This is a genomic window from Pseudoalteromonas nanhaiensis (assembly GCF_051235485.1).
GTDB classification, from domain to species: Bacteria; Pseudomonadota; Gammaproteobacteria; order Enterobacterales; family Alteromonadaceae; genus Pseudoalteromonas; species Pseudoalteromonas lipolytica_C.
This window is the reverse complement of sequence record NZ_JBPNYQ010000010.1, coordinates 102753-128413: the sequence shown is the minus strand read 5'-3', so window position 1 is coordinate 128413 and position 25661 is coordinate 102753. Positions and strand designations below refer to the sequence as shown.

Genomic DNA, 25661 nt, shown 5'->3' with positions numbered 1-25661 from the left:
CTACTCTTTATTTTCAATGTGTGTGGCTTGCTTTGCTTTTGTCGCTGTTAAGCGAATATCGTCGCCAATCATCACTGTATCAGTAAAGGTCAGTTCAGTGATATCACTCATCATGGTAACTTCTGCAAAGTTTAGTAAGCTTTTCCCCATATCACCTATTAACTTAGGGGCAATATAAACAATGTATTCATCAATTAAATCTTGCTCAGCAAATGCACCGGCAAGGGTCGCACCTGCTTCGAGCCAAATATGGTTAAATTGCAGCTCAGCAAGACGCTTTAAAACCGCTGATAAATCAACTTTATTATTAACTGCTGGTACAACTTCGTGTTTAACAAAGTGAGGCCATTGATGCTGTTTATCAAGCGATGTAGTGAAAATAATCACCGGACTTTCAATGCTAAATAATGCAAGTTCAGGCGTTAACCTATTTTGTGAATCAATAATCACACGAGTAGGTTGACGCAAAGGCAGTGACGTTGGCATATCAAATGGCAGCTCATCAATGCGTACATTAAGTTTGGCATTATCGGTCATAACCGTATCTGCACCAGTGAGTACCACGCAACTTTGGGCACGAAATGCTTGCACATCTTGGCGCGCTTTAGGCCCTGTAATCCACTTACTTTGGCCATTATTTAGCGCAGTTTTACCGTCTAAACTGCAAGCCATTTTACAAATCACATATGGCAACCCAGTTTCCATGCGCTTTAAAAAGCCTTTGTTTAAATCGCGCGCTTGTTGTTCAAGTAAACCTGATGCTACAGCGATACCTGCATCAGCTAAAATCTGTAGACCGCGACCACTCACCGCTGGGTTTGGGTCGACCATGGCAGCTATAACTTTGCTAACACCCGCTGCTTTTAAACCTTCGGCACAAGGCGGTGTGCGTCCATAATGACTACAAGGTTCTAAAGTCACATATGCGGTGGCACCTTTTGCATTATCGCCAGCCACTGCCAGAGCATTAACTTCAGCATGGCCCTGCCCTGCTAGTTGATGAAATCCTTCACCGACTATTTCGCCATCTTTAACCAGTACACAGCCAACATTAGGGTTTGGTGTTGTAGTAAAACGACCTTGTTTAGCTAGCTCTATGGCGCGTGCCATATAAGCCGTATCAAGTTCTGTGAATGACATAGTTAATCACCTAAACGAGCGATTTCTTCACCAAACTCGCGAATATCTTCAAAAGAACGGTAAACTGATGCAAAGCGAACATAAGCCACTTTATCTAGTTTTTTTAGTGACTCCATAATGCACTCACCAATTAAATGGCTAGAAATTTCACGTTCACCCGTGGCACGAAGCTGAGATTTAATAATGTTGACCACTTCATCGACCTGCTCGGTGCTGACAGGGCGTTTTTCTAGCGCACGATGCAAGCCATTGAGTAATTTGTCTTCATTAAATGGTTCACGACTACCGTCTTGCTTTATGACTCTTGGCATCACAAGTTCTGCGCCTTCAAAGGTGGTAAAACGTTCGTGACATTCGTTACATTCACGTCGACGCCTAACCTGGTGGCCGCCGCCAACAAGTCGAGAATCAATTACTTTAGTATCTTTTGCGGTGCAAAAAGGACAATGCATAGAGTTCAACTTCCGTTTATTAAAAACAAAAAAGGCCGCTTATTAAGCGGCCTTTATAATAGCAAAAAACAACGCTATTGTTATCTTAATTACGGTTCAACCAATAATTAAGCGTAAACTGGTAATTTTTTACAGATAGCTTTAACTTTCTCTTTTACTTCAGCTTGTACAGACTCATCATTGATGTTGTCTAGTACGTCACAGATCCAGCCAGCAAGCTCTTTTGACTCTGCTTCTTTGAAACCACGGCGAGTAATAGCCGGAGAACCAATACGAAGACCAGACGTTACGAACGGTGAACGTGGGTCATTAGGAACTGAGTTCTTGTTTACAGTGATGTTAGCGTTACCTAGTGCAGCGTCAGCATCTTTACCTGTGATATCTTTATCGATTAGGTCAAGAAGGAATAAGTGGTTGTCTGTTTTACCAGAAACAACTTTGTAGCCACGCTCTTGAAGAACTTCAACCATAGCTTGAGCGTTCTTTACCACTTGAGCTTGGTACGCTTTAAATTCTGGTTGTAATGCTTCTTTGAAAGCAACTGCTTTAGCAGCGATGATGTGGCATAAAGGACCACCTTGACCGCCAGGGAATACTGCGCTGTTTAGCTTTTTGTAGATTTCTTCATCACCACATGCAGAAACGATTAGACCGCCACGAGGGCCCGCTAATGTTTTGTGAGTTGTCGTAGTAACAACGTGTGCGTGAGGGATTGGGCTTGGGTATACACCCGCTGCGATAAGACCAGCAACGTGAGCCATATCTACGAATAAGTATGCACCAACTTTGTCAGCGATTTCACGGAATTTAGCCCAATCAACGATACCTGAGTATGCTGAGAAACCAGCGATGATCATTTTTGGTTTGTGCTCTAATGCTAGCGCTTCAACTTGAGCGTAATCAATTTCGCCTGTTTCGTCATTTAGGCCGTATTGAATTGCATTGTACGTTTTACCAGAAAAGTTAACGTGTGAACCGTGAGTTAAGTGACCACCATGAGCTAAGCTCATACCTAGTACTGTATCATGTGGCTGAAGAAGTGCTTGGAAAACAGCTGCGTTTGCTTGTGAACCCGCATGAGGTTGAACGTTAGCGTAATCAGTACCGAATAATTCATTAGCACGGTCAATTGCTAGCTGCTCAACAACATCAACATGTTCACAACCGCCATAGTAACGTTTGCCTGGGTAACCTTCAGCATATTTGTTGGTAAGCTGAGAACCCTGCGCTTCAAGTACGCGTGGGCTACAGTAGTTTTCAGACGCGATCAGTTCGATGTGCTCTTCTTGACGAGCCGTCTCTTTAGTGATGGCTGCAAATAACTCTGGATCGAAATCCGAAATATTCATGCTACGTTCTAACATGGGGTCTCCTAAGGCAACGTGTATGGTATTTTTTGAAGGCTATATTGTACGCTTAAAACGCACTTTTGCCTATCTTGTAAAGATGAACATATTTAAACAGGGATTGAATTTATTTCACAGTGTTTTAATAATGATATTTTTTTATTGATACATAATAAAAATTTATAAATTTAAAACATTACATATATTTTTAAAATATGATTTAACGTAAAAAGTTCATCATGCGTTTGCATATGGGCACAATGAAACTAAGCTTGTAATACAAACCCAGATCAAGGATGTTTTGAGTCAATGTTAGCTAAGCCCATTTATGAACTTGTTCCCTACTGCTATTTGTTTTTAGGTATTGCCTGTATCGTCATACCTCATGAGCTGCTCTACACACTCATTGGTATTGTGTTATTTTTGCTGGGTGCAAACATATGGCGAATGCGCTCAGAAGCGCGAAGACGAGATCAAAAAAGTCAGCGAATTAAACAAAGAAGAGCGCGCTATTACTATGAATTTAAACCCTTTATTTTATTCATTAGTGCTCTAACTTTAACACAATGGACGCAAAACGAGATCATCTTATTAAGCTGTGCTTTACTATGTTTTAGTGCGTTAGTGATAATTGCAATGCGATTATTGAACCGCCACAGCCATTCATTATCACATTAAAAAAGAGCGGCAATGCCGCTCTTTTAATTACTTTAAGCTAGTTTATTTAAAAGCTCTGTTCTCAATAGTTGATAATCATGCTTGATGTCTTCTGCTAAACAAGGCTTAGCAAGGGCATCTGCTAGAGGCTTAGGCATTGCTAACTCAATACCTAAAATATCTTCAACACTTTCTTTAAATTTAGCAGGATGTGCCGTTGCTAAAAATATACCGGCACTGCCATCTGCTAAATTTTCTTTTAAGCCTTGATAAGCAATCGCTGTATGAGGTTCTGCGATATAACCCGTTTGATGAATTTTTTTCATCACTTCTTTGGTTTCTTCTTCGCCAACACAACTTGAGTAAAAGTCATCATAGCTAAACCAATTATTATCCAACATAAATTGAACACGTGGCCAGTTATTCGGTTTACTCACATCCATTGCGTTTGATAATGACTCAAGCGTGTCATTCGGTGCCCACTCTTTGCTTTGTAAAAAACGTGGCACAGTATCGTTTTGGTTGGTTGTTGCACTCAATTTTGCGACAGGCATACCAAGTACAGCACCGATCATCGCAGCGCACACATTACCAAAGTTACCACTTGGTACTGAGATATGTGCCTTGCTACGCTTTTCTTTTGGCAACTGGGCTATTGCTTCAAAGTAATAACACACTTGAGCGACCAAGCGACTGATATTGATCGAGTTAGCTGAGTTAAGGCCAAGTTTTTGTTTTACTTCATCGTCTAAAAACGCATTTTTGACCATGCCTTGACAGTCATCAAAACTACCATCAACTGCATAGCAGTGAATGTTATTGCCAAGTGTGGTGAACAGTTTTTGCTGCGCTAATGAAATTTTACCTTTCGGATACAGAATAACTACATCAATATTTGGCTTGTTATAAAACGCATGGGCAACGGCGGCTCCTGTATCACCCGATGTTGCCGTTAAAATCGTTACTTTTTCGCCTTGGTTAAACTGCGCCAAACACTCAGCCATAAAACGACCACCAAAGTCCTTAAAGGCAAGCGTTGGACCATGAAAAAGCTCTAAGCAATACATGTCTTTTTCAACTTCAACCAATTTCACATCAAAGTTAAACGCATTTTGCACCATCTGTGCAACAGTATCGGCAGGCATCTCATCACCAATCAGGTGTGATAAAATTTTGCTGCTACGGCTAACAAAGTCCAAATCAAGTAACGCATCAACATCTTTGATAGGCGTTAAGCTATCAGGAAAAAAGACACCCTGATTACGCCCTAACCCCGTTTTTACCGCTTCAACAAACGACACCTGTTGTGATTCATCTTTTAAATTATGTAATTGCATGTTGTTTCCTTAAATTCTTTAAAGCTCTCGTGTGCCAAGCTGATCGAGTTGACAGATGTGGCTGAAACCCTGCTCATTAATGTAATTATCGTTCAGCCAAGCTGCGCATTTTTCTGCAGCATCTAAACTTTTACACACGGTGAATAATGTTGGGCCTGCACCCGAAATACTGACTATTTCGGCACCAAGCTCTGGTAATGCTTGTTTCGCTTCGGCAAAACCTTGGATAAGGGGTGCTCGATGCGGCTCGGCTATTTCATCAGTCATGATTGATAGCGCAGCATCAAAGCGTCCCGTTAGCAGTAAACTGCTAAAAGCCGAAAGACGTTGTGCAAATTCAACACTGTCATGCATTGACAATTGTTTTGGCAGTACTGAGCGTGCTTTTGCGGTATTTAGCGAAAAGCCAGGAAAAGCCGCCACGTAATACCATTGATTATCAACAGGTAACGAAATTGATTTATTGGGAATGAGTTCGCCAGTTAATTGCAAACCACCTAAATAGCATGGTGTGATGTTATCGTAATGACGACCGCCACTAACCATAGCTTCAAAATCAGCCATCAGCTCAATGAGTTGCTCTTGTGATAAATTGGTTTGTGCAAATTTATCAAGGGCTGCAAAGGCTGCCACCACAGAGCAAGCACTTGAACCTAACCCAGAGCCAATAGGTAGATTCTTTTTAAGTTCAAGTTTTACCGCTGGCATAGCAGGCGCAACGTGTTCTTTAAAGTGAATTAAACATTGATATGCTAGGTTTTCTTCTGCATTGGCAGGCAGTTTATGGGCATAGTCGCCAGAGCATACAAAAGTATCTTGCTCAGCTGGACTTACTTCAACAACATCACCCAATAAAGTGCCATCGATAGGCGCTAAAGCAGCGCCTAATGCGTCAAACCCAACTGCAAAATTGCCGATAGAAGCAGGTGCATATACACGGATCATAACCTGCTCCTATCGTGTTAATGTTTTGAGGATGTCAGCAAATACACCTGCAGCCGTTACTTCAGCACCAGCACCATAGCCACGAATCACGAACGGACGTGGTTGATAGTATTGACTTAAAATTGCTAATGCATTTTCACCATCGCGAATATCATAAAGTGCGTGACTGCTATCGACAGCCTCAATACCGACTTTACAATGACCATTTTCAATTGTGCCTACATAACGTAGAACTTTACCTTCACTGGCTGCACTTTGAATGCGGTCGTTAAATTCAGCATCTAGACTAGGTAGCTTCGCCATAAACTCATCAACAGAGTCGCCTTCTGCAAACCCTTTTGGTAATACAGACTCTACTTCGATATCGCTCAGTTCTAATTCAAGACCTGATTCACGAGCGATGATCAACAGCTTGCGGGCTACATCTGTGCCCGATAAGTCATCACGCGGGTCTGGCTCAGTAAAACCACTTTCTTTCGCTTTTAATGTTGCTTCGCTAAGTGATAAACCATCCTGAAGCGCACCAAACATATACGATAATGAGCCCGATAGAATACCGCTGAACTTAATTAGTTCGTCACCTGCACCAAATAATGATTTGAGATTATCAAGTACCGGTAAGCCTGCACCTACGTTTGTTTCGTATAAAAACTTACGGTTATTCTTTTGTGTCGCTGCAACTAAATCTTGGTAGTACGCATACGAGCTAGTATTGGCTTTTTTGTTTGCCGCAACCACATGGAAACCTGCATTTAAGAAATCAACATATTGCGCAGCAAGTTTATCGGCTGAGCTGCAATCAACAATTACAGGATTAATAAGGTGGTTTTGTTTTACAAATTGCTCAACTAAATTAAGGTCGAAGCCTTGTTCAGAGGCTGCGAGTTTATCCTGCCAACCATCAAAAGCGATACCTTCACTGTCTAGGTATAACTGTTTTGAATTCGCAACACCGTATAAATTAAGCTTGATATTACGCTTTTCGAGCCACGCTTGTTGACGCTCTAATTGTTGGATAAGCTCTTGCCCAACTAAACCACAACCAAGTAAAAACACGTCGATTGATGGGATGTGAGTAAAGAAGTTCTCGTGACACACTTTTACTGCGTCGTTGCATAGCTCACCGTCAATCACTGCTGAAATAGCGCTTTCAGTTGAATCTTGTGCAATAGCTACAATATTCACTTGTGCTTGAGCTAATGAAGCAAAGAACTTGGCCGCTAAACCTTTGTGAGCACGCATGTTATCACCCACTAAAGTGACAATTGCAAGGTTACGTTGTACTTGTACAGGCTCGATTAAACCAGCTTGCGATTCTAATTCAAAGGCTGTTTGCAGTGCTTCTAAAGCAAGTGATAGGTCACTCTCATGCACACAAAAGCTGATACTAAATTCACACGAAGATTGAGTAATTAATACGATTGAGACATTGTCATGAGCCAAGGCATTAAATACTTTTGATGCCATCCCCACTTTACCCTTCATACCAGGCCCTGACACCGTCAACATAGCGAGGTTTTGTAAACTTGATAACGCTTTAACTGGCTCGTTAGATACACTGTCGTTACTGATCACAGAACCTTCGGCACGTGGGTTATGAGTATTTTTAATCTCGCACGGCACACCCGCTTTGGCACAAGGTAAAATCGTTTTCGGGTGCAATACTTTCGCACCAAAATAAGAAAGCTCCATCGCTTCTTTATAAGATAGCGAATCAACTTTAGAGGCTTTTTTAATATAACGCGGATCTGCGTTGTAAACACCATCAACGTCAGTCCAGATTTGGCATACATCAGCGTCTAAACACGCCGCAGCTATTGCAGCAGAATAATCAGAGCCATTACGACCAAGAGTAGTCAATTCACCTTGCTCATTCGCAGCAGTAAAGCCCGGCATAATATAAATAGTGCTTGGGGCAGCTTTTAACGCTTCTTGAAAACGTAATTTGCTTGCATTAAGGTCAGCCTCTGCATCAATGTAGCCACCCACTGAAGCAATACATTCTGTTGCTTCTAAATAACGTGCATTACTTTGTTTGAGCATACACTCCATTAGAGCAACACTAATACGCTCACCAAAGCTAATTACATAAGCGCGCACTTGATCTGGACAACATTTTAATAGCGCCACTCCATCAAGCTTATTTTTTAACTCACTTAAGTTTGGCCAGTTTGCTACTTGACCATAGTCTGCTTCTACCGCCGATTTTAGCTGCTCACAGCGATTAATTAAATTCTGCCACTGCTCACTAAAGTCTTGACCTTGTTCGGCTGTACTTGCCAATGCAACCAAAGAGTCTGTCATGCCACCCGGTGCAGATAGCACTAATAACATTTCATCTTTCAGTTCTTCTTTAACTAACTGAGCTACCTGTTGCAAACATGCGTAGTCGGCCAAGGACGACCCACCAAATTTTAATACTCGCATTATTTATGTTTCCTCATTCCATAAACGAAAAAGGCCTGTGTTCTAGTGAACACAGGCCTATAATTTTGTTGCACCGACCTATGCCACTATCCCGTAAGGATGATGGTTGTAATAATAATGGTCGTTGCGTGATTAAATGTTTTCATAGTCTGTAGACTGCCTTAAAAACAGCCAAGATGTCAACCCTTAAAAAAAGATAAATTATGCATTTAAATAATTTTAAAAGTTAACGAATACCAAATTTATGCAAAGTAGCTTTTAAGCGCACAATATCTATCGGTTTATCAATGAAGTCAATTGCACCCAATCTTACTACTCTTTGCTTCATTTCTGCTTGAATATCAGCCGAAATAACGATAACAAAGCATTCTATTTTTTCCGCCTTGATTGATTCGAGCACTTCGATTCCATCGATTTCTGGCATTGTTAAATCTAGGCACAGCAAGTCAAAACTTTGCTTTCTTAACAAGGCAAGCGCTTCTCGACCATTTGAGGCTTGTTGAATATCAGCACTGAGACAATCATCTAAACAGCGCACAACCTGTTTTCTGGCTATTGTAGAGTCATCACAGACCAGCACGGTAAAATTAAGATTATCCATGAAATAAAATCTTCGTTGTCACAATTACAACGTAAAAAAAGTCTAAAATTAAATACGGTACAAATTTATAACACACTTTTATTAGTGCAGTAAGGCTAAGTTTATTAAGAAATTAGTAACAATTAATAAACTTCCAGTAAAAAAGGATATATTTATTTATTTTTAAGCATTTATTAGCTAACTTTAGAACTAGCTGAATGTATTAATCATGTCACCAAGGAGCTATGGATATTCCATGCTACAAAAAAGCCTGTCAAAAGAGTTATTAACAAATGTACTATCGGTCTACTTTCTACTTACTTTTGTAGTGACATGTGGACAGGTTATTGCTGAATACGTTAACACCAAAGATTACATTCGCGATGAACTAACAACACTGCAAAAAACCTTTAGTCGCAGTTTAACCCGCGCTATTTGGGAACTTAATGATAAACAGACTATTACGACCGCTGAAGGTTTATTAGCAATCCCCATGATTGAAGGCATTATTGTTCGTGACGATAGTGGTGAAGTTCTTTCGCAACTTGGCCGTTCTTTAGATATACATGAACTTTACAGCCAACAGTTAGTGCAAGAAGAAGCCATTATTGAGGACACGCCTTCAGGTTTGTTCGGTTATACATTTCCACTGATTTTTGAGTTTTCAGGTAAAACGACTCAAGTTGGTGATGTCACATTGTTCTCAAGTCGAGAAGTCGTTTTTAGTCGAATCATGATTTCTATCTACTTCTTGATTGGTAATGCAATGATCAAAACCACCTTTTTGATCTTTTTATTCTTACTTGCCTTTAGAAAAAGACTCACAGAGCCTCTTTCACAATTTACAGAACAAATCGAAGATTTAGAGCTCAATGACTTAGAAGGTCGTCATATTGAAGTGAAAACCACCGAGCGTAATGAGCTCAAAGTAATGGAAGAGTCATTCAATCGCCTTATCGACAAAGTTGTACTTTATCGTGAAGAGCTCGAGCACACACAAAAAGAGTTGTTAATCAGTAATGAAAAACTCGATCAACACAATTTGCAGTTAGAACAAGAAGTAGCTCGTAAAACGTCTAATTTGAGTCAAGCGATGATGGACTTACAAGAACAAAAATACGAGCTTGAAAAGCAAAAGCTTACGCTGACCGAAGAAATCGATTTACGTAAACAGACCGAACAAGAGCTGATTGCTAAACAAAACGAGCTGCAGCGTTACCTTGATGAACTCAACATGGCACAAGAGCGTTTAGTCGGTTCTGAGAAAATGGCTGCACTGGGTGGTCTAGTTGCTGGTATCACCCATGATGTAAACACGCCAATTGGCATTGGCGTGACTGCGACTTCATTTTTACAAGAGCGCCTTGATCAAATAGAAGCTGCATATAAAGACAAAACACTCTCGCCAAAAGCGTTAGAAGAATTTATTAATGATGCCAAACAAAGCACCAGCCTATTGACGAGTAACTTAGATAGAGCCTCGGAACTGGTTGCGAGTTTTAAACAAATCGCAGTAGACCAAGCTAGTGAAGCTGTGCGCACTATCAATTTTAAAGAGTACTTAGGTGAAGTAATTCGCTCTCTTCACCCTAAACTTAAGAAAACATCCCATCATATCAATTTAGATTGCCCTAGCGATTTGACCTTAAATTTACCAGCCGGTGCGATTAGTCAGATCTTTACGAATTTGATTATGAACTCTCTGATCCATGGTTTTGAAGGCATCGAAAGTGGCGTGATTGACATAATCATCAAAGATGAAGACGACGAAGTAGTTATCGACTTTAAAGACAACGGGAATGGCGTTTCGAAAGATCAGCTCGAAAAACTGTTTGACCCGTTCTTTACCACTAAACGTGACCAAGGCGGTAGTGGCTTGGGTACGCATATTACCTTTAACCTCGTTAAGCAGACGCTCAGTGGCGATATTGAAGTATCAAGCGAAGTAGGCAAAGGCTTGCATTACCATATTAGTTTTCCGAAAAACATGCCAAAACCACTTTCAATGTTTAACTCATAAGCAATTAGAGCTAATGCCGAAATGATTCATTTCGGCATCAGTTTTTTATTGTTATGATTGGGCAAATTTATTGAAAGGATTAGCCTAATTATGTGGTTTAGTAACCTTATCTGTTACCGTTTTAAACAAGACGTTTCATACTCTCAAGAAGACTTCGACAAAGCCCTAGAGCAAGACCTATTCCGCTCATGTACAGGTCAAGAGCTTTCAACTTTCGGTTGGACAAAAGCGTTCGGTAAGCATGGTCAAACTCTGTCTCATTTCTCTCAAGACAGCATTTTAGTATGCGCTAAGCGTGAAGAAAAAGTTCTGCCAGCCGCTGTTATCAATGAAATGGTGGCAGAAAAAGTTGAGCAAATCGAAGCCGAAGAAAACCGCCCAGTAAAGAAAAAAGAAAAAGACGAACTAAAAGAAAATATTCTGCATACTTTACTGCCTCAAGCGTTCAAAAAGTCGAGCCTACAGTTTGCATTTATTGACCAAAAGAATGGCTGGGTTGTGGTTAACAGCGCAAGCTTTAATAAAGCAGAAGAGCTTTTAGCCCTACTACGTAAATCACTTGGCACACTGCCTGTGGTACCCGCATTTGCCAACTACGATTTAGATGTATTTTTAACTGACTGGTTAACTAATTTCAGTACCCCTGAGGGCTTTTCTATCGGTAACGATGCAGAGCTTGAAGAAGCCGATGACAGTGGCGCTCAGGTAAAATTAAAAGGCCATGACCTATCTTGTGATGAAGTTAAATCTCACCTAGAAAATGGTAAGCGCGTAACTAAGCTTGCTCTTGATTGGCAAGAGCGCGTTAAGTTCATGCTGCAAAACGATGGCTCTATTAAGCGCTTAAGCTATTCAGAAACATTAAAAGAAGAAAACGCCGACATTCCAAAAGAAGATATGGCGGTAAAACTTGATGCAGACTTTATCTTAGCATCAGAAGAAATTAAGCAGTTGCTAGAAGATCTGACCCAAGGCTTAGGTGACGAAGAAGATTTATAAAATTAACTCAGATAATGGTTAATATTAAAAGCGCGACTTGGTCGCGCTTTTTTGTTGTAGTTATTCAGTAAAAATTGCTTTTACTTCATTAAGCATGTCGTGATACTCATCTTCGTTGAACATATCAAGAGATTCAATCACGCCTTTGTCCATGTAGGTTTGTAATGCTGCTGACTTATCAGAAACCTGTAAGATCCCTTCTAATATCGCGCCAATCCGAATGAAGTCGACATAACATATATGCTCTGGACGATAGTTTGGATTTGCCCAACTTTCAGCAACTTCGACAAACTCATCAGTAAAGCCCCAAGCGCGCATAATTGCACCACCTACTTTACCGCCCAACTTTTGGATAGCATGAGCAAGGAAACTTGGGTTTGCGAATACTTCAGGATGCTTTTCAGCTTCAGTTAAAATTGGCAATACACCAATGTTATAAACTAGTGCCGCCAAAGTAATTGTGTCGCGATTAAGCGAGGTTTGCTTATTTCTGCGTAAGAAGAAGTCCATTAAAGTAATTGAGTGACACGCGACTTTAAGGGTTTTTTGCCACGCCTTATCCATATAGCCTTTGATCAACTCATTGTGCGACACAAACAGCTGCTCCATCGCCATTGCTGTGGCGATGTTTTTTATTTGTCGTAAGCCTATTCGTGTTACCGCTTGATGCAAATTGGTCACTTTTACTGAGCGCCCCATAAATGCACTATTAGCTACCTTTATCATTCGCGCAGATAATGCAGGGTCGTGTGAAATAACATCAGCCATGTCCATTAGGTTTACGTTTGGATTATCTGCAGCCTGCCTCACCTTCACTGCAACTTCGGGCAATGTAGGTAGTACTAATGTATCGTTATTAATTCTATCGACCAATATGGTCAGTAATGCATTTTCTGTTGACATATGTGTGCCATCCTCTTGGGGTAGCTCACTTTACAGGTAAGCTACTGACTGACATTATTAGATTAATTATAGTTTTAGTATTAACTAACTTAGCGCTAAAGTTAAGAAAATCACAGCAATAATCTATTTTTTATTATTAGCTAATAATTTTAGGCTAAATACACCCCTAAATAGAGTAAACTTGTCAGGTACGCATCAGTTTTGCTTTAATGCGTGCACGTTTTGTTTTCTAAACAATCACTCTCACCAAAAAATCGGGAACGGGCAAAAATGACATTAAATAAAATTAGCCAAGCACTTATCTTATCTGGCGCTGTTTTTCTTGGCGCATGTTCTGAACAGCCAGCAACATCATCAGAAGCGAAACCTACAACTGAGCAAAGTGCTAAAGAAAATAACCCGCAACTTATTAATATCGATCGCAATCGTTTAGATATTTACACTGACTTTACCCTTACATCAGATTTAAGCCATCTAAGCGACAACCAAAAACAAATGATCGGTAAGTTAATTGATGCATCAAAAATCATGGATGAGCTATTCTGGCGCCAAGCATTTGGCGAGAATAAAGATGCTTTCCTTGCGAAAATTAATGATCAGAAAATACAAAAATTTGCTGATATCAACTATGGTCCTTGGGATCGCTTAAATGGCGATGAAGTCTTTTTATCTGGCTATGAAGAAAAAGCAGCTGGCGCTGAGTTTTATCCTCGTGATATGAGCAAAGAAGAGCTAAACAAAGCAATTTTAGATGATAAAACAGGGCTTTACTCTGTCATTAAGCGTGACGAAAAAGGTTTACTTTATAGCGTTGCTTATTCAGTAGAATACGCACAAGAGCTTGAAAAAGCGGCCAACTTACTGCGCGAAGCAAGCCAGCTTGCTGATGATAAAGAATTTGCAAATTACTTAAGCATGCGCGCAGATGCGCTTGTGACTGATGACTTTAGAGCTTCTGATTTTGCATGGATGGATATGAAAAATAACCCAATCGATGTGGTTATTGGTCCGATTGAAACTTACGAAGATCAGCTATTCGGTTATCGTGCAGCCTATGAGTCGTATGTGCTTGTTAAAGATCTTGCCTGGAGTGAACGACTAGCTAAGTTTGCGGCGTTTCTACCTGAACTGCAAAAAGGCTTACCTGTTGACGACAAGTACAAACAAGAGGTCCCTGGCTCTGATGCAGATTTGAACGCGTATGATGTAGTTTACTATGCTGGTCACTCTAATGCAGGTAGTAAAACAATTGCTATCAACCTACCAAATGATGAGCAAGTTCAACTAGAAAAAGGCACCCGTCGTCTGCAACTTAAAAACGCTATGCGTGCTAAATTTGATAAAATCTTAGTGCCTATTTCTGAGCAGTTGATTGTCCCTGAACAACGTAAACACATTACCTTTGATGCGTTCTTTGCCAACACCATGTTCCATGAAGTAGCGCATGGTTTAGGTATCAAAAACACGATTACCGATAAAGGTACTGTTCGCCAATCATTACAAGAGCATGCAAGCGCACTTGAAGAAGGTAAAGCCGATATCTTAGGTCTTTACATGGTTGAGCAATTACTTAAGAAAGGCGAAATCACTGACGGTACATTAGAAGATTACTACATCACCTTTATGGCAGGTATCTTCCGCTCTGTACGTTTTGGTGCATCAAGCGCACACGGTAAAGCGAACATGATCCGCTTTAACTTCTTTGCTGAAGAAGGTGCTTTCTCTAAAAATGCTGACGGCCTATACAGCGTTAACATGGAGAAAATGAGCCTTGCAATGGAAAAACTGTCTCGCTTAATTCTTACCATTCAAGGTGACGGTGATTATCAAAAAGTGGATCAATTAATCGCCACTCATGGTGAAATTAAAGCAGAACTTGCAAAAGACTTAGAAAAACTAAGTAAAGCAAATATTCCTGTTGATGTTACCTTTAAACAAGGTAAAGAAGTATTGGGTCTATAAGTTTATTGCAGGCGCTCGCTTGCAGTAATTAATTGCAAAACTCAAATAAAAAACGCTGCCATGATGCAGCGTTTTTTAATAATGAGCGACAAAGCTGAGTTCATACTTTTTGTTCAAACGAACAATATCCCCGTTGATCAACATTTTTTGAAACTCAGCATTAAAAGCATTAATAAATTCATCGAGTTCACGACGCTTACTAAAACCAAAATAGCCTTGATTGACTGTCACGATTGGCGATAGCATAACCACTTTATCTTTAATATTTAAACTATCTATAACAGGTTTCGCAGCACGAGGGTGAGTCAGGATAACATCGACCCTGTCATACATTAATTGCAAAAAGCTAGCCCTGACACTGGCGACCTCAGACAGCGACAAACTCGATGCATTGCGTTTAAACTCATCACCATAGTTCCAACCGCGAATAACCCCAATAGTATCTTTTCGTAAACTGGCAAAATTACCTACCCACGTAACCTCACTATCCGGTTTGGTGTAAAAAACTATCGGGTCTTCGTAAAATGGTAAAGCACTATAATGCATGTACTGTTCACGCAAATGGGATTTGTATGGGCCAATAATGGCATCAGCATGGCCTTGTTCAACCATCTTCAAGGCACGTTTCAACGGCATAATATCAATAACTAGCGTATGACCCAGTCGACGACATATTTCGTGAGCAATATCGGCACCAAGGCCAACCACCTGGCCTTGTTCATTATGTTCTAAAATCGATGGAAAATGGCTGCCAACAAAATAATAACTTTTCGCAACGCTAGGTGCTGAACTCAAAGCAAAGAGCACGACAAAAATATACATTTTCATTACGAGGTGCTCTTATATTCTTTCATTTATTTATCCTAGTTCATCCTAGCTATTTTACATTAATTAGAAGTGTGCTTTTAGCTGTTTAATTTGCTCATCAGTATAAGGGATGGCTGGGAGCTTGCCCCACACAGGCGCAGGCCATGCTGGGTCAGATTTAAAGCGCGCGATATGGTGAATGTGTAATTGTGGCACCATGTTGCCAAGTGCAGCCACATTCAATTTATCTGGTGTGAATACCTGTTGAATCAACTTACTAAGCTTAGCTGACTCTTGTAAAAAAACGATTTGCAGCTCTTCGGATAGATCAATGATTTCTCTTAACCCTGCCTGCCTAGGAACTAAAATGAACCACGGATACTGGCTGTCATTCATCAATAACACTTTGCATAACGGCCAATCAGCAAGTTCAATACAGTCTCGTGCTAGTTCTGGGGCCAAAGAAAACAGCATATCGGCATTTTTCATCAATAAATCCTTTGATAATGGGTAAACATCTCCTACTTTATAGCATTTTGTTGCAGTTGCCTAAGCTTACCATTACCATCGTGGCAGTTTTTATTCGAGCGAAGGTACCCTTGTGCTAAAAAAAATTAAATCTCTCTCACTCGCCTTGCCAGTCATTGCAACGGCACTCAATGTAAGCGCTGAACCACTGTCTCTTGAGCGAATTTTTGACGACCCTAGCCTTGCAGGCAAAGCCCCTGTACAACTTAAATTCTCTCCTGACGGTAGCCGAGTTACTTACTTGCAGGGGAAAGCGGATGACTATAACCGCTACGACCTATGGGAATACAATTTAAAAGATAACAAAAACCGCTTATTAGTTGACTCTGCAGCACTATTTTCTGGCCCAGAAAACTTATCTGACGAAGAAAAAGCCCGCCGTGAACGCCAGCGTATTTTTGGTAAAGGGATTTTAGAATATAAATGGTCAAAAGACGGTAAAGCGCTTTTATTCCCGCTTAATGGCGACCTTTACTATTATGAGCTTGCTTCAGCAAAAAGCCGTAAATTAACCAACACAGAAGCATTCGAAACCGATGCACGTTTCTCACCCAAAGGCCACTATGTGTCGTTTATTCGTGAGCAAAACCTATATGCACTTAACTTAAAAACGGGTCAAGAAATCCAATTAAGTAAAGATGGCGGCGGCGTTATTAAAAACGGTATGGCCGAATTTGTTGCGCAAGAAGAAATGGGCCGCATGACTGGCTACTGGTGGTCTGGTGATGAGTCTAAAATCGCTTATACCCGTGTTGATGAAAGCCCAGTAAAAGAAGCAATCCGTAATGAGATTTACGCCGATGAAGTAAAGCTTTTTAACCAACGCTACCCGTTTACAGGTACCGACAACGTTAAAATTCAGTTAGGTGTTGTAAGCATTAACAACCAAAAAACTGACTGGGTTGATTTAGGCGACGATCAAGATATTTATATCGCTCGCGCAAAATGGTTAAAAGATAACAAAACACTTTCTTATCAGTGGCAAGACCGCTCGCAACATAACTTAGAGTTACGTTTTTATAATAGCGACACTAAAAAGCAAACAGTTGCCCTAACAGAAACCAGTGATACTTGGATTAACCTGCACTTTGATTTGCAGTTCTTAAACGATAAAAAACATTTCGTTTGGGCATCTGAGCGCGACGGCTTTAAACACCTGTATTTGTATCGCACAAATGGTGAAATGATCCGTCAAATCACTCAAGGCGAATGGGTTGTTGATAGTTTAAAAGGTATAGACGAGAAAAAAGGCATTGTTTATTTTGCAGGTCGCAAAGATACAGCACTTGAGAGCCACCTTTACAGCGTACCGCTATTCAAAAAAGGCGAAATTAAACGCGTAACTGAGCTAGGTGCTTACCATAATGTGGTGATTGCTAAAGATAACAAAACCTTTATCGATAACAGCTCATCAGTGAATAAGCCTGGCTCTGCAGCATTACGTAAAATTAATGGCGAATTTATCACTTGGCTTGAAGAAAACAAGTTAGATAAGTCACACCCATTAACGCCTTACCTAGCTGATTTGATCACGCCTGAATACGGCACGTTAAAGGCTGAAGACGGACAAATTATGCATTACCGTATATTCAAGCCAACTAATTACCAAGATGGTAAAAAGCACCCGGTTATTGTTAACGTATATGGCGGTCCTCATGCCCAGCGTGTAACGAACAGCTGGCGTAGTAAAAACTTATACTTCCAGTACATGGCACAACAAGGCTATGTTATTTTTCAACTTGATAACCGTGGTTCATACAACCGTGGTAAAAAGTTTGAAGACGTGATTTATAAGCACTTAGGTGTGGCTGAAGTGGCAGACCAAATTAAAGGTGTCGAGTTCTTACGCACCCTTGATTACGTTGACCCTGAGCGTATTGGTATTTATGGCCACAGCTACGGTGGTTACATGGCGCTTATGACTATGTTTAAAGCGGGCGACTACTTCAAAGCCGGTGTTTCTGGTGCGCCAGTAACTGATTGGGCACTTTACGACACTCACTACACTGAGCGTTATGTAGGTCACCCTGCAACTAACGCAAAAGGCTACGAAGCAAGTGCAGTTTTCCCATATGCCGAAGGCTTAAAAGGCCCACTGATGATTTACCACGGTATGGCTGATGATAACGTGTTATTTACTCATGCCACTAAGTTATTTAAACAACTGCAAGATCAAGAAAAACAGTTCGAAATGATGACTTATCCGGGCTCAAAACACAGTTTACGTGGTAAGAGCGTACAAACGCACTTACACCAAACCATCACAAGTTTCTTCAACCGACACTTTAACGTTGAGTAATCACGTTTTATTTCGGTAACTTAGACTAAAGGCTGATTGTTAAATCAGCCTTTTTTTTGTCTCAATGTATTCTACTATTTAACTAGATTTTCGACCCATTTTGGCTACGCTTAATACATTGCTCTTATGAGCATGACGAAGGAAGACACATGAATTTACGCCGTTTTACAATTTTTCAGCGCCTCGCCATGTTAGTGAGTGTGGTCGTGATAGGGCTGATATTTTTAAGCGTCTCGAGTTTAACGCAGCAATACAGCTCGCTAAAACATGAGCAATACATTAAAACCCAAAACCTTGTTGAATCTGCTTACTCTATTATTGAGCATAACTATGCGTTGTTTGAGCAAGGTAAACTGAGTGAGCAACAAGCAAAACAAGCAGCCCTCGAAACAATTTCAGCACTTCGTTACGACAACAACAATTACTTTTGGATCAACGATTATCAACCTGTTATGGTCATGCACCCGTTTAAGCCCGAATTAAATGGTAAATCGCTAGCGGGCAGTAAAGATCCAGATGGCGTGTTGTTATTTGTCGATATGGTTAATATCGTCAAAAAACAAGGTGAAGGTTTTATTCCTTATAAGTGGCCAAAGCCAGGTAAAGACGAGCCGGTTGATAAAATTGCCTACGTAAAAGGCTTTGATAAATGGCAATGGATTGTTGGTTCTGGTGTCTATATTGATACTATTGAAGAAGCATTCTCTTCGCTACGTAACAATGTGATTATTATCGCGGTAGTGATCATTGCCCTACTAGTTGCACTAAGCTACCTCATTGCCAATAGCATCTTGCGCCCGACACAACTTGCCGCCGACATGATGAAAGACATCTCGCAAGGTGAAGGCGACTTAACCCAAAAGCTTGATGAAAATGGCAATGATGAAGTGTCTCGTTTATCGCGCTACTTTAATTTGTACACCGCAAAAATGCGTGAGTCACTGAAACATGTTGCCCACAATGCCGAGCAAGTTAATCAGTTTGCCCATAGTGTTGATGATGCCAGTAAAACAAATCACTCTTTTATTGAGCTACAAAACGATAGCTCAACTCAAGTAGCAACCGCAATGGAACAAATGACTCATCAAATTCACGATGTTAGTCAAAATGCCGATCAAGCTGAGCATGCCGCTAATGAAGCCGCGCAAAATGCCGAAGCGGGCAAGCAGGTTCTTAACAAGACCATTACCGCCATTGAGACCTTGTCGCATAATATTGAACAAGTGAGTAAGGTAACGGCGGATCTTGCTGCAGAGAGTAACAACATTGGCTCAGTACTTGATGTTATCCGCAGCATTGCTGAGCAGACCAACTTACTGGCGCTCAATGCTGCCATTGAAGCGGCCCGTGCTGGTGAACAAGGTCGAGGCTTTGCCGTAGTGGCTGACGAAGTGCGTACATTAGCAAGTCGTACAGGTAAAAGTACTGATGAAATTCAAGCCATGATCAGTAAACTACAAACAGGCGCACAAGCTGCTGTTGATGCTGTATCGGCAAGCCAACAGTTATCAACTGAAACGGTTTCACAGGCAGGTGAAGCAAATAGCTCATTGAGTGAGATTGAGCGACTTGTCTCTATTATTAAAGATATGAACAGCCAAATCGCCCGCGCTACCGAGCAACAAACCAGCGCCGCAGATGAAGTTAATTTACGGATTAATGAGCTTTCACAATCAACCGAACAATCACTGTCGAATACCGAAGGACTCTCGAACGCCAGTGAAAACTTAAAGCAAAGCTCACAAGCGTTAAGTGATGTGGTTAACCGCTTCAAGCTCGACTAACACCACAAAAAAGCCCCGCACTGCTGTGCGGGGCTTTTACAATGAATTAGCTTGCTGCTAATTGAATAAATAGTACTACCTTAATTAAAAAGCTCTTATAGGATTAGGCTTATATTTATCATGCTGACTTAGCCATTCGTAAGGCACATTCAACTGCTCAGAGAGCATTTGCACATCATGTTTAATCCTCGAGTAATTGCTGTGGTCTATTAAAACATGAAATTTATTCTTCGAGGTATAAAAACCAAATTGAAATGAAGTTTTATTAGACGAAGAACTACTGTGAGAAATAACAAAAAACTGGCTAATATCTTCAATACGTGCAAGTTCTTCACCATCCTCTTTATAACAGCCAGAGTCAAAATCAAACTCTTTTTTCACTCGCCTTGATTTAAAAAGCCAAAAAACCAAAAAGCCAAATAAAAATAAAGATGATAAAACAATAAATAACAAAATAAACTCTCCACGAGCAAGCAAGTCATATGAAAGTTTAATTGAGAATAACGTTAGAAAAACATAAAAATAGTATTCCAACGCCCAAGATTTCAAAGTTCGCCTAACTAACACCTTATTTTTATCCACAACTAAATACCCTTCATAGCCACTGTTCGAGGTTGTTAATACCTCTTCACCTTCTTTGAACATAAATCCCTCTAAAATTGTGTTGCATTTAACTTGTTATAAAATTCGCGGCTAGTAAGTACAGAGCTAAATAAAGGTTCATCATATGAATGTTTTAATTTATGGCTTTTTTTATCTACTGCAAACAACATGTAGTTTGAAAATTCAGCATGCTTTACTTTATCAATATAATAAATTGTTTCTTTTGTTTTTAGTGTCGTCACAAATTTTATTTCACTTATATTACCAATAAACTGCATGTACGCTGTCGCTGTATAATATTTGATACTCATATCCTGCTCACCATACATAACAGGTATTAATACTTGCGGATCATAATTGTGCCAAAATTCTGTTGTATCTTTACTATGTTGCCATACTGCTTGAATATATTTGTTTATATTAGCCAAACCCTTATCTTTATTTACATTAACCTCTGCAGAGCTACCTTTGCTAAAGGTAACTTTAGAAGCTAAAGGAGTTAAATCGAACTTAACAGTAACGGGGTTTACTTTATTAACGCCGTAATCAGGAAAGTAATCCACTGTAAAATCAAAGCTTTTTGTGCTTTTAAAATGTGGTTTATGTTCAGCTAAGGCAATAACACTTGATACCATGCCAGAGTTATCACTTCCCCTTACCATCATATCGCTTACTGCACATCTTCGCTGTTGACTACAATAGACTGCATCGTACCAACTCATTGCTTTACCATTAATTCCCCAATCAAGTGAGAGCACTGCATACTCTCCCCATAGGTAGTTATTATTTAGCTCAAGAGCACTTAGCTTGTTGTAGTTTGAAAATTTATCGGGCCTGCGTTTCAATTCTTTACTAATGTTAGCCCGTGTACCATCTCCCTCAAAAAGAGTGGTCAGTAATTGTTTTGTGTTATCAGCTTTTGCAAAACGATAATACTGCTGCAGTGCTTGCAGCTCTTTACTTGGTGCCTTTTTTGTCAGTAAGCCTTGTCCACTATAATTATCAGTCTGTTGAATACTAGCAATAACAACAATCTCACCATCACCATTGCTGGCAAGTGGTACAGATACCTGCTTAGCATTAGTAGAAAAAACAACCCCTATAATGAATAGAAAAAATAGTTTATTCATAATCACTTCCTTTTATACATCCCTTAAAAAATTAGAGATAATTAATTAAAATTAAAAACTTGAATTTAAAATATAAGCCAATAAAGAACATGAAAACTTAAACTACACAAGAAGTGAAAAAATATAAAAAGAAAATAAAATCTTATTTGAGTGCAAGACCATATCCATATATAAAAATCCATTTACAAATTTAGCGTACAAGATAAAACTAACTAAAACAAAAGATAATAATTAAAAAGCCATTAAAACAGATTAATTTATTGCATTATATTTACCAAGCAATAGAAAATAACCAAGCACAAAAAAAGCCCCGCACTACTGTGCGGGGCTTTTAAAACTAAAAACTTATAGCTTTTAGCTTATAAACAATAACGAGCGAATAAGCTGCTTACTGTTGCTGCGGTAGGCTTACCATGTTGCCAATCACCACCTTCTACCCCGCTACCTGCGATATCCATATGAACATACGGTAATGGTTGCGCTGATTCAGTGCCATGTTTATCTAAGCCACCGACAATTGCTAAGAATGCCATTGGGAACTGGTGACCACGAGCAGTCACTGCAGAAGCTGCATTATTACTTGATAATACATCGTCAGCTAACGTGCGAGGACGAATGAAGTCATAATCTTCACGACGGCTACGAGATACTTCGGCGCCATCTGCCCATAAATCGCCTAAATCAGCAATTTGGCGTGAAATTTTCGCTGCGCGAGCTGGACCATTTTCAACATACGCACTGTAAGGCCCCATCGCACGTGCTGCGTGGCCTGTTAATGTTGCAACAGTGAATAACTCTGGATTTACTTCGTTTAAAGCGCGATCTTTCATTTCGCTTAGTAAGTCACCCATTGCTAAACGGCCTTCTGCATCTGTGTTACCGATACGAACGCGAACGCCTTCACGGCTGGTAATGATTTCATCAGGAACAAAACAATCAGAACCAATTGAGTTACGAACTACGGCTAAATAAGCAATCACTTTTACGCCTTTTGGTGCAAAGTCAGCCACTGATTTCATAAAGCCAGCAACCGAAGCTGCACCGCCTTTATCGCGGCTCATACCAGCCATAAAGCCACCCACTTTAAGGTCAGCACCACCGGTATCGTAAACTAAACCTTTACCAACAAACATTAGGGTGCGCTCAACGTCGCTTTCAGGAACATACTCTAGTTTTACAACACGCGGATGATGACGCTCAACAGCGTAAGATGCACGCGCTACTGTGCTCATCATTGGGTAATCTTTATCGATAGTGTTGATATCTGAAATCACTTCTACAGACACCTTGCTACCGGCAAATAACTCAACGCAATAATCAGCAAAGCGAGGTGGTGCCATACGCTCAGGCTCGGTACCACATAAGTCACGTGCAGCGTATTGACCCGCAGCAATGGCATTCACTGCTTTAACCATCGCTGCATCTGCGCCCACTAGGCTAATTTGGCTAATTGGTTCAATCGCCTGACCGTGGAACTCACGTGCTTCAAGTGGTTGCCACAGCGCTTGGCAAGCACCTAAATACGCCACTTCAAGGGCATGCTTGTAACGGCTGTCTTGATTTATATTAGCAAGTAAAATAGCAGGCTGAGTGCTCCCCGATGCTTTGGCTTCTAGTACACCTTGCTTTGCCGCGTCAAAGTAACGGCGTACATCATCATAATCACGGTTTAGAGGGCCTGTAGGGGCTAAAATCACGCGTTTAGAGTCAATGACAAGTAATGTCACTTGTTTGCCAATACGCGCGTCTACAGCTTGTTGAGCGCTAATAGCTTGGCTTAAGCTTGCGTCTGCTAAAGAAGAAAAATCATCACCGATAATAATCAATGCATCGTGATTTGCATCCGCTAATTGAGGGGCTGCAACTGCATGAGGGTATGCCATAAAAAAGGTCCTGCTGTTAGAAACATAGGACCTTATTATCATTGATTTAGAGCGCTATTGCCAGCCAAGTAAGACAGCTTACGATATGGCTGGCAAGCTAAGTTTACTGCTCTGTAATGTGTGCTGAGTCTTTACGATGCTTAACAATCACAGACCAAGCTTCAAGCATAACCAGTACACTCACAACCAGTACCAACAAATCAAGTGTCACCAGTAACCAGTTACCTTGTTGGTAGTATTCGCCCAGTTTAATAACCCCAGCAAAGAACGCCATAACTAATACAAAACTCATTGGTATAAGCGTGTATTTAGCTGGGCGATTCGCTTTAATTAGCATTACCGAGATAACCAGTAAGGTTAAGCTTGCAAGGATTTGGTTAGTCGAACCGAATAATGGCCAAATGATCATACCGCCGCTACCGTCAGCGCCACCAGCACCAAAGGCAAGCAATAAACAGCTAAGTACTGCAATGAGTGTAGCTACAATACCATTACGAATGATGCTGATATTATAAATATCGCCCCATTCTTGGATGATATAACGCTGCAGGCGCACACCAGAGTCCATCGTAGTGCCCGCAAACAATACCACCATTACGGCAAGTAATGTCGAGGCAACTTCTTGCGAAATACCCCAGCCGTTTTCTATTAGATTAGCGCCACCATTAATGAAGGCGCTCACACTACCAGCACCTAAGTGGCTATAAATTTCGTGCCATTCTTCTGGTGATACCGCAAGTGCAACACCACTTACTGCAACCAATGTAATAAGCGCAAGCATACCTTCGCCTACCGCACCTAAGTAACCAACAAAGCGGCCATCAGTTTCTTTGTTAAGCTGCTTAGAGCTAGTACCTGAAGACACAATACCGTGGAAGCCAGATACCGCACCACAGGCTATGGTCACAAATAGCAATGGAATAATACTTGGTGTATCAACCGCCGTTTGAGTATTGAAAGCAGGCGCTGTGATATCAGGCATTGAAATAAATACCGCACCATAAAGCAGTACTAATCCCACTAATAGCTGCATACCGTTGATGAAGTCACGTGGCTGTAACAGCATCCATACAGGGAGTAATGAAGCAATTGCCGCATAAATAAATAAGATGATGATCCAGTTTGCATTAGCACTTAAGCCAAACATTTCATCAGGTAATGCAATTGGCATGCTACTACCAAGGTAAATAGTGTAATAAAGGATCCCCACACCAATTAAACAAAGTGGAATTAACGACACTTTACGGCGTAGCAACTGACCAATGACTAACGCCACGACAATCGCTGACCAAGCAGGAAAAACAGCGTTAGGTTGAGATACAAATGATTTGGCAATTACCACACCAAATACCGCATTCACCATCAGCAGTACTAAAAACACCACAATCATAAATAACGCACGGGTGCGTTTACCAATTACGCTTTCAGATAAAGCGCCCATTGATTTGCCTTTGTTACGCGCACTGGCCCATAGAGCCCCCATGTCGTGAACACCAGCAAAAAAGATAGTACCAAATACCACCCAAAGTACCGCAGGCACCCAGCCCCAATATACGGCAATCGCAGGGCCAACAATTGGCGCTGCACCTGCAACAGAGGTGAAATGGTGACCCCATAACACAACTTTGTTGGTTGGCACATAATCCACACCATCCTCAAGTTCATGAGCAGGTGTGACAAAATTATCATCCATTTTAAATATTTTTTCGGCGATGAATTTCGAATAAAAGAACCATCCGAACAACATACCGACTATTCCGAGCAGCACGATTACGACCGATTGCATAGTCATCTCTCTTATTAAGTTATAATGTTGTCTAAGGTGTTGAACTAGATAGGCCTAGCACCCCAACTAGACA

Annotated in this window: 20 protein-coding genes; 6 read left to right on the top strand and 14 right to left on the bottom strand. The window is 40.7% G+C overall.

Features of this window, described 5'->3' with window-relative positions:
- The 3 genes from ribD to glyA all read right to left on the bottom strand — a co-directional run bounded on the left by ribD (nt 1) and on the right by glyA (nt 2956).
- Nucleotides 1–1140 (bottom strand): bifunctional diaminohydroxyphosphoribosylaminopyrimidine deaminase/5-amino-6-(5-phosphoribosylamino)uracil reductase RibD, encoded by a 1140-nt coding sequence (ribD, locus tag ACSFVZ_RS10945; RefSeq protein ID WP_138558309.1) that lies wholly within the window; start codon nt 1138–1140, stop codon nt 1–3.
- A gap of 2 nt (nt 1141–1142) precedes the next feature.
- Nucleotides 1143–1592 carry a transcriptional regulator NrdR gene (nrdR, locus tag ACSFVZ_RS10940; RefSeq protein WP_054552576.1) on the bottom strand — a complete coding sequence of 150 codons (450 nt, stop codon included), beginning with the start codon at nt 1590–1592 and terminating at the stop codon, nt 1143–1145.
- A gap of 107 nt (nt 1593–1699) precedes the next feature.
- Nucleotides 1700–2956 carry a serine hydroxymethyltransferase gene (glyA, locus tag ACSFVZ_RS10935; RefSeq protein WP_135923686.1) on the bottom strand — a complete coding sequence of 419 codons (1257 nt, stop codon included), beginning with the start codon at nt 2954–2956 and terminating at the stop codon, nt 1700–1702.
- Nucleotides 2957–3247: 291 nt separating this feature from the next.
- Between glyA and ACSFVZ_RS10930 the strand changes: the two genes are divergently transcribed.
- Nucleotides 3248–3616: a hypothetical protein gene (locus tag ACSFVZ_RS10930; protein ID WP_135923685.1), complete on the top strand. Its 369-nt coding sequence runs from the start codon at nt 3248–3250 to the stop codon at nt 3614–3616.
- 32 nt (nt 3617–3648) lie between these two features.
- On the opposite strand, the gene thrC is transcribed toward ACSFVZ_RS10930, so the two are convergent.
- The 4 genes from thrC to ACSFVZ_RS10910 form a co-directional block, all read right to left on the bottom strand.
- Complete coding sequence (gene thrC, locus ACSFVZ_RS10925) at nt 3649–4932, bottom strand: threonine synthase (protein ID WP_435558849.1); 1284 nt, start codon at nt 4930–4932, stop codon at nt 3649–3651.
- An 18-nt stretch (nt 4933–4950) separates the two neighbouring features.
- Nucleotides 4951–5877 carry a homoserine kinase gene (thrB, locus tag ACSFVZ_RS10920; protein WP_135923683.1) on the bottom strand — a complete coding sequence of 309 codons (927 nt, stop codon included), beginning with the start codon at nt 5875–5877 and terminating at the stop codon, nt 4951–4953.
- 9 nt (nt 5878–5886) lie between these two features.
- Entirely contained in the window at nt 5887–8304 is a 2418-nt protein-coding gene (thrA, locus tag ACSFVZ_RS10915; RefSeq protein WP_435558847.1) for a bifunctional aspartate kinase/homoserine dehydrogenase I, read from the bottom strand.
- A 226-nt stretch (nt 8305–8530) separates the two neighbouring features.
- Nucleotides 8531–8905: a response regulator gene (locus ACSFVZ_RS10910; protein ID WP_135923681.1), complete on the bottom strand. Its 375-nt coding sequence runs from the start codon at nt 8903–8905 to the stop codon at nt 8531–8533.
- A gap of 235 nt (nt 8906–9140) precedes the next feature.
- Between ACSFVZ_RS10910 and ACSFVZ_RS10905 the strand changes: the two genes are divergently transcribed.
- Entirely contained in the window at nt 9141–10904 is a 1764-nt protein-coding gene (locus ACSFVZ_RS10905; RefSeq protein ID WP_135923680.1) for a sensor histidine kinase, read from the top strand.
- A 90-nt stretch (nt 10905–10994) separates the two neighbouring features.
- A complete protein-coding gene (gene rdgC, locus ACSFVZ_RS10900) occupies nt 10995–11903 on the top strand; it encodes a recombination-associated protein RdgC (protein WP_435558846.1) in 909 nt (302 codons plus the stop codon).
- A gap of 60 nt (nt 11904–11963) precedes the next feature.
- On the opposite strand, the gene ACSFVZ_RS10895 is transcribed toward rdgC, so the two are convergent.
- Nucleotides 11964–12806 (bottom strand): HDOD domain-containing protein, encoded by an 843-nt coding sequence (locus ACSFVZ_RS10895; RefSeq protein ID WP_135923678.1) that lies wholly within the window; start codon nt 12804–12806, stop codon nt 11964–11966.
- A 270-nt stretch (nt 12807–13076) separates the two neighbouring features.
- On the opposite strand from ACSFVZ_RS10895, the gene ACSFVZ_RS10890 reads away from it, so the two are divergent.
- Entirely contained in the window at nt 13077–14768 is a 1692-nt protein-coding gene (locus ACSFVZ_RS10890; protein ID WP_135923677.1) for a DUF8614 domain-containing protein, read from the top strand.
- Between the two features lie 75 nt (nt 14769–14843).
- Here the strand turns inward: ACSFVZ_RS10890 and ACSFVZ_RS10885 are convergent, their stop codons facing one another.
- Both ACSFVZ_RS10885 and ACSFVZ_RS10880 read right to left on the bottom strand, forming a co-directional pair.
- Nucleotides 14844–15596, bottom strand: coding sequence for a substrate-binding periplasmic protein (locus tag ACSFVZ_RS10885; protein WP_138558315.1), 753 nt, complete (start codon nt 15594–15596; stop codon nt 14844–14846).
- A gap of 63 nt (nt 15597–15659) precedes the next feature.
- The gene (locus tag ACSFVZ_RS10880) at nt 15660–16064 is read right to left on the bottom strand and encodes an HIT domain-containing protein (protein WP_135923675.1); all 405 of its coding nucleotides are present in this window, start codon (nt 16062–16064) and stop codon (nt 15660–15662) included.
- 112 nt (nt 16065–16176) lie between these two features.
- On the opposite strand from ACSFVZ_RS10880, the gene ACSFVZ_RS10875 reads away from it, so the two are divergent.
- Both ACSFVZ_RS10875 and ACSFVZ_RS10870 read left to right on the top strand, forming a co-directional pair.
- A complete protein-coding gene (locus tag ACSFVZ_RS10875; protein ID WP_435558845.1) occupies nt 16177–18402 on the top strand; it encodes a S9 family peptidase in 2226 nt (741 codons plus the stop codon).
- A 149-nt stretch (nt 18403–18551) separates the two neighbouring features.
- The gene (locus ACSFVZ_RS10870) at nt 18552–20186 is read left to right on the top strand and encodes a methyl-accepting chemotaxis protein (protein ID WP_235381833.1); all 1635 of its coding nucleotides are present in this window, start codon (nt 18552–18554) and stop codon (nt 20184–20186) included.
- Between the two features lie 84 nt (nt 20187–20270).
- Here the strand turns inward: ACSFVZ_RS10870 and ACSFVZ_RS10865 are convergent, their stop codons facing one another.
- The 4 genes from ACSFVZ_RS10865 to ACSFVZ_RS10850 all read right to left on the bottom strand — a co-directional run bounded on the left by ACSFVZ_RS10865 (nt 20271) and on the right by ACSFVZ_RS10850 (nt 25588).
- Nucleotides 20271–20831, bottom strand: a complete 561-nt coding sequence (locus tag ACSFVZ_RS10865) for a hypothetical protein (protein ID WP_295508246.1) — start codon at nt 20829–20831, stop codon at nt 20271–20273.
- Nucleotides 20832–20839: 8 nt separating this feature from the next.
- Nucleotides 20840–21919 carry a hypothetical protein gene (locus ACSFVZ_RS10860; protein WP_435558844.1) on the bottom strand — a complete coding sequence of 360 codons (1080 nt, stop codon included), beginning with the start codon at nt 21917–21919 and terminating at the stop codon, nt 20840–20842.
- A gap of 359 nt (nt 21920–22278) precedes the next feature.
- The gene (locus tag ACSFVZ_RS10855; protein WP_235381830.1) at nt 22279–23802 is read right to left on the bottom strand and encodes a M17 family metallopeptidase; all 1524 of its coding nucleotides are present in this window, start codon (nt 23800–23802) and stop codon (nt 22279–22281) included.
- A gap of 103 nt (nt 23803–23905) precedes the next feature.
- Nucleotides 23906–25588, bottom strand: a complete 1683-nt coding sequence (locus ACSFVZ_RS10850) for a carbon starvation CstA family protein (RefSeq protein ID WP_135923668.1) — start codon at nt 25586–25588, stop codon at nt 23906–23908.
- Between the last annotated feature and the right edge of the window lie 73 nt (nt 25589–25661).

What these genes read in the sequence shown, in the direction of transcription:
- ACSFVZ_RS10865 (WP_295508246.1), bottom strand. Translation starts at nt 20,831, where the DNA reads ATGTTCAAAGAAGGTGAAGAGGTATTAACAACCTCGAACAGTGGCTAT.
- ACSFVZ_RS10860 (WP_435558844.1), bottom strand. Translation starts at nt 21,919, where the DNA reads ATGAATAAACTATTTTTTCTATTCATTATAGGGGTTGTTTTTTCTACT.
- ACSFVZ_RS10890 (WP_135923677.1), top strand. Translation starts at nt 13,077, where the DNA reads ATGACATTAAATAAAATTAGCCAAGCACTTATCTTATCTGGCGCTGTT.
- ACSFVZ_RS10850 (WP_135923668.1), bottom strand. Translation starts at nt 25,588, where the DNA reads ATGCAATCGGTCGTAATCGTGCTGCTCGGAATAGTCGGTATGTTGTTC.
- ACSFVZ_RS10910 (WP_135923681.1), bottom strand. Translation starts at nt 8,905, where the DNA reads ATGGATAATCTTAATTTTACCGTGCTGGTCTGTGATGACTCTACAATA.
- nrdR (WP_054552576.1), bottom strand. Translation starts at nt 1,592, where the DNA reads ATGCATTGTCCTTTTTGCACCGCAAAAGATACTAAAGTAATTGATTCT.
- ACSFVZ_RS10905 (WP_135923680.1), top strand. Translation starts at nt 9,141, where the DNA reads ATGCTACAAAAAAGCCTGTCAAAAGAGTTATTAACAAATGTACTATCG.
- thrB (WP_135923683.1), bottom strand. Translation starts at nt 5,877, where the DNA reads ATGATCCGTGTATATGCACCTGCTTCTATCGGCAATTTTGCAGTTGGG.
- thrA (WP_435558847.1), bottom strand. Translation starts at nt 8,304, where the DNA reads ATGCGAGTATTAAAATTTGGTGGGTCGTCCTTGGCCGACTACGCATGT.
- thrC (WP_435558849.1), bottom strand. Translation starts at nt 4,932, where the DNA reads ATGCAATTACATAATTTAAAAGATGAATCACAACAGGTGTCGTTTGTT.
- ACSFVZ_RS10885 (WP_138558315.1), bottom strand. Translation starts at nt 15,596, where the DNA reads ATGAAAATGTATATTTTTGTCGTGCTCTTTGCTTTGAGTTCAGCACCT.
- glyA (WP_135923686.1), bottom strand. Translation starts at nt 2,956, where the DNA reads ATGTTAGAACGTAGCATGAATATTTCGGATTTCGATCCAGAGTTATTT.
- ACSFVZ_RS10895 (WP_135923678.1), bottom strand. Translation starts at nt 12,806, where the DNA reads ATGTCAACAGAAAATGCATTACTGACCATATTGGTCGATAGAATTAAT.
- ribD (WP_138558309.1), bottom strand. Translation starts at nt 1,140, where the DNA reads ATGTCATTCACAGAACTTGATACGGCTTATATGGCACGCGCCATAGAG.
- ACSFVZ_RS10930 (WP_135923685.1), top strand. Translation starts at nt 3,248, where the DNA reads ATGTTAGCTAAGCCCATTTATGAACTTGTTCCCTACTGCTATTTGTTT.
- ACSFVZ_RS10870 (WP_235381833.1), top strand. Translation starts at nt 18,552, where the DNA reads ATGAATTTACGCCGTTTTACAATTTTTCAGCGCCTCGCCATGTTAGTG.
- ACSFVZ_RS10855 (WP_235381830.1), bottom strand. Translation starts at nt 23,802, where the DNA reads ATGGCATACCCTCATGCAGTTGCAGCCCCTCAATTAGCGGATGCAAAT.
- rdgC (WP_435558846.1), top strand. Translation starts at nt 10,995, where the DNA reads ATGTGGTTTAGTAACCTTATCTGTTACCGTTTTAAACAAGACGTTTCA.
- ACSFVZ_RS10880 (WP_135923675.1), bottom strand. Translation starts at nt 16,064, where the DNA reads ATGAAAAATGCCGATATGCTGTTTTCTTTGGCCCCAGAACTAGCACGA.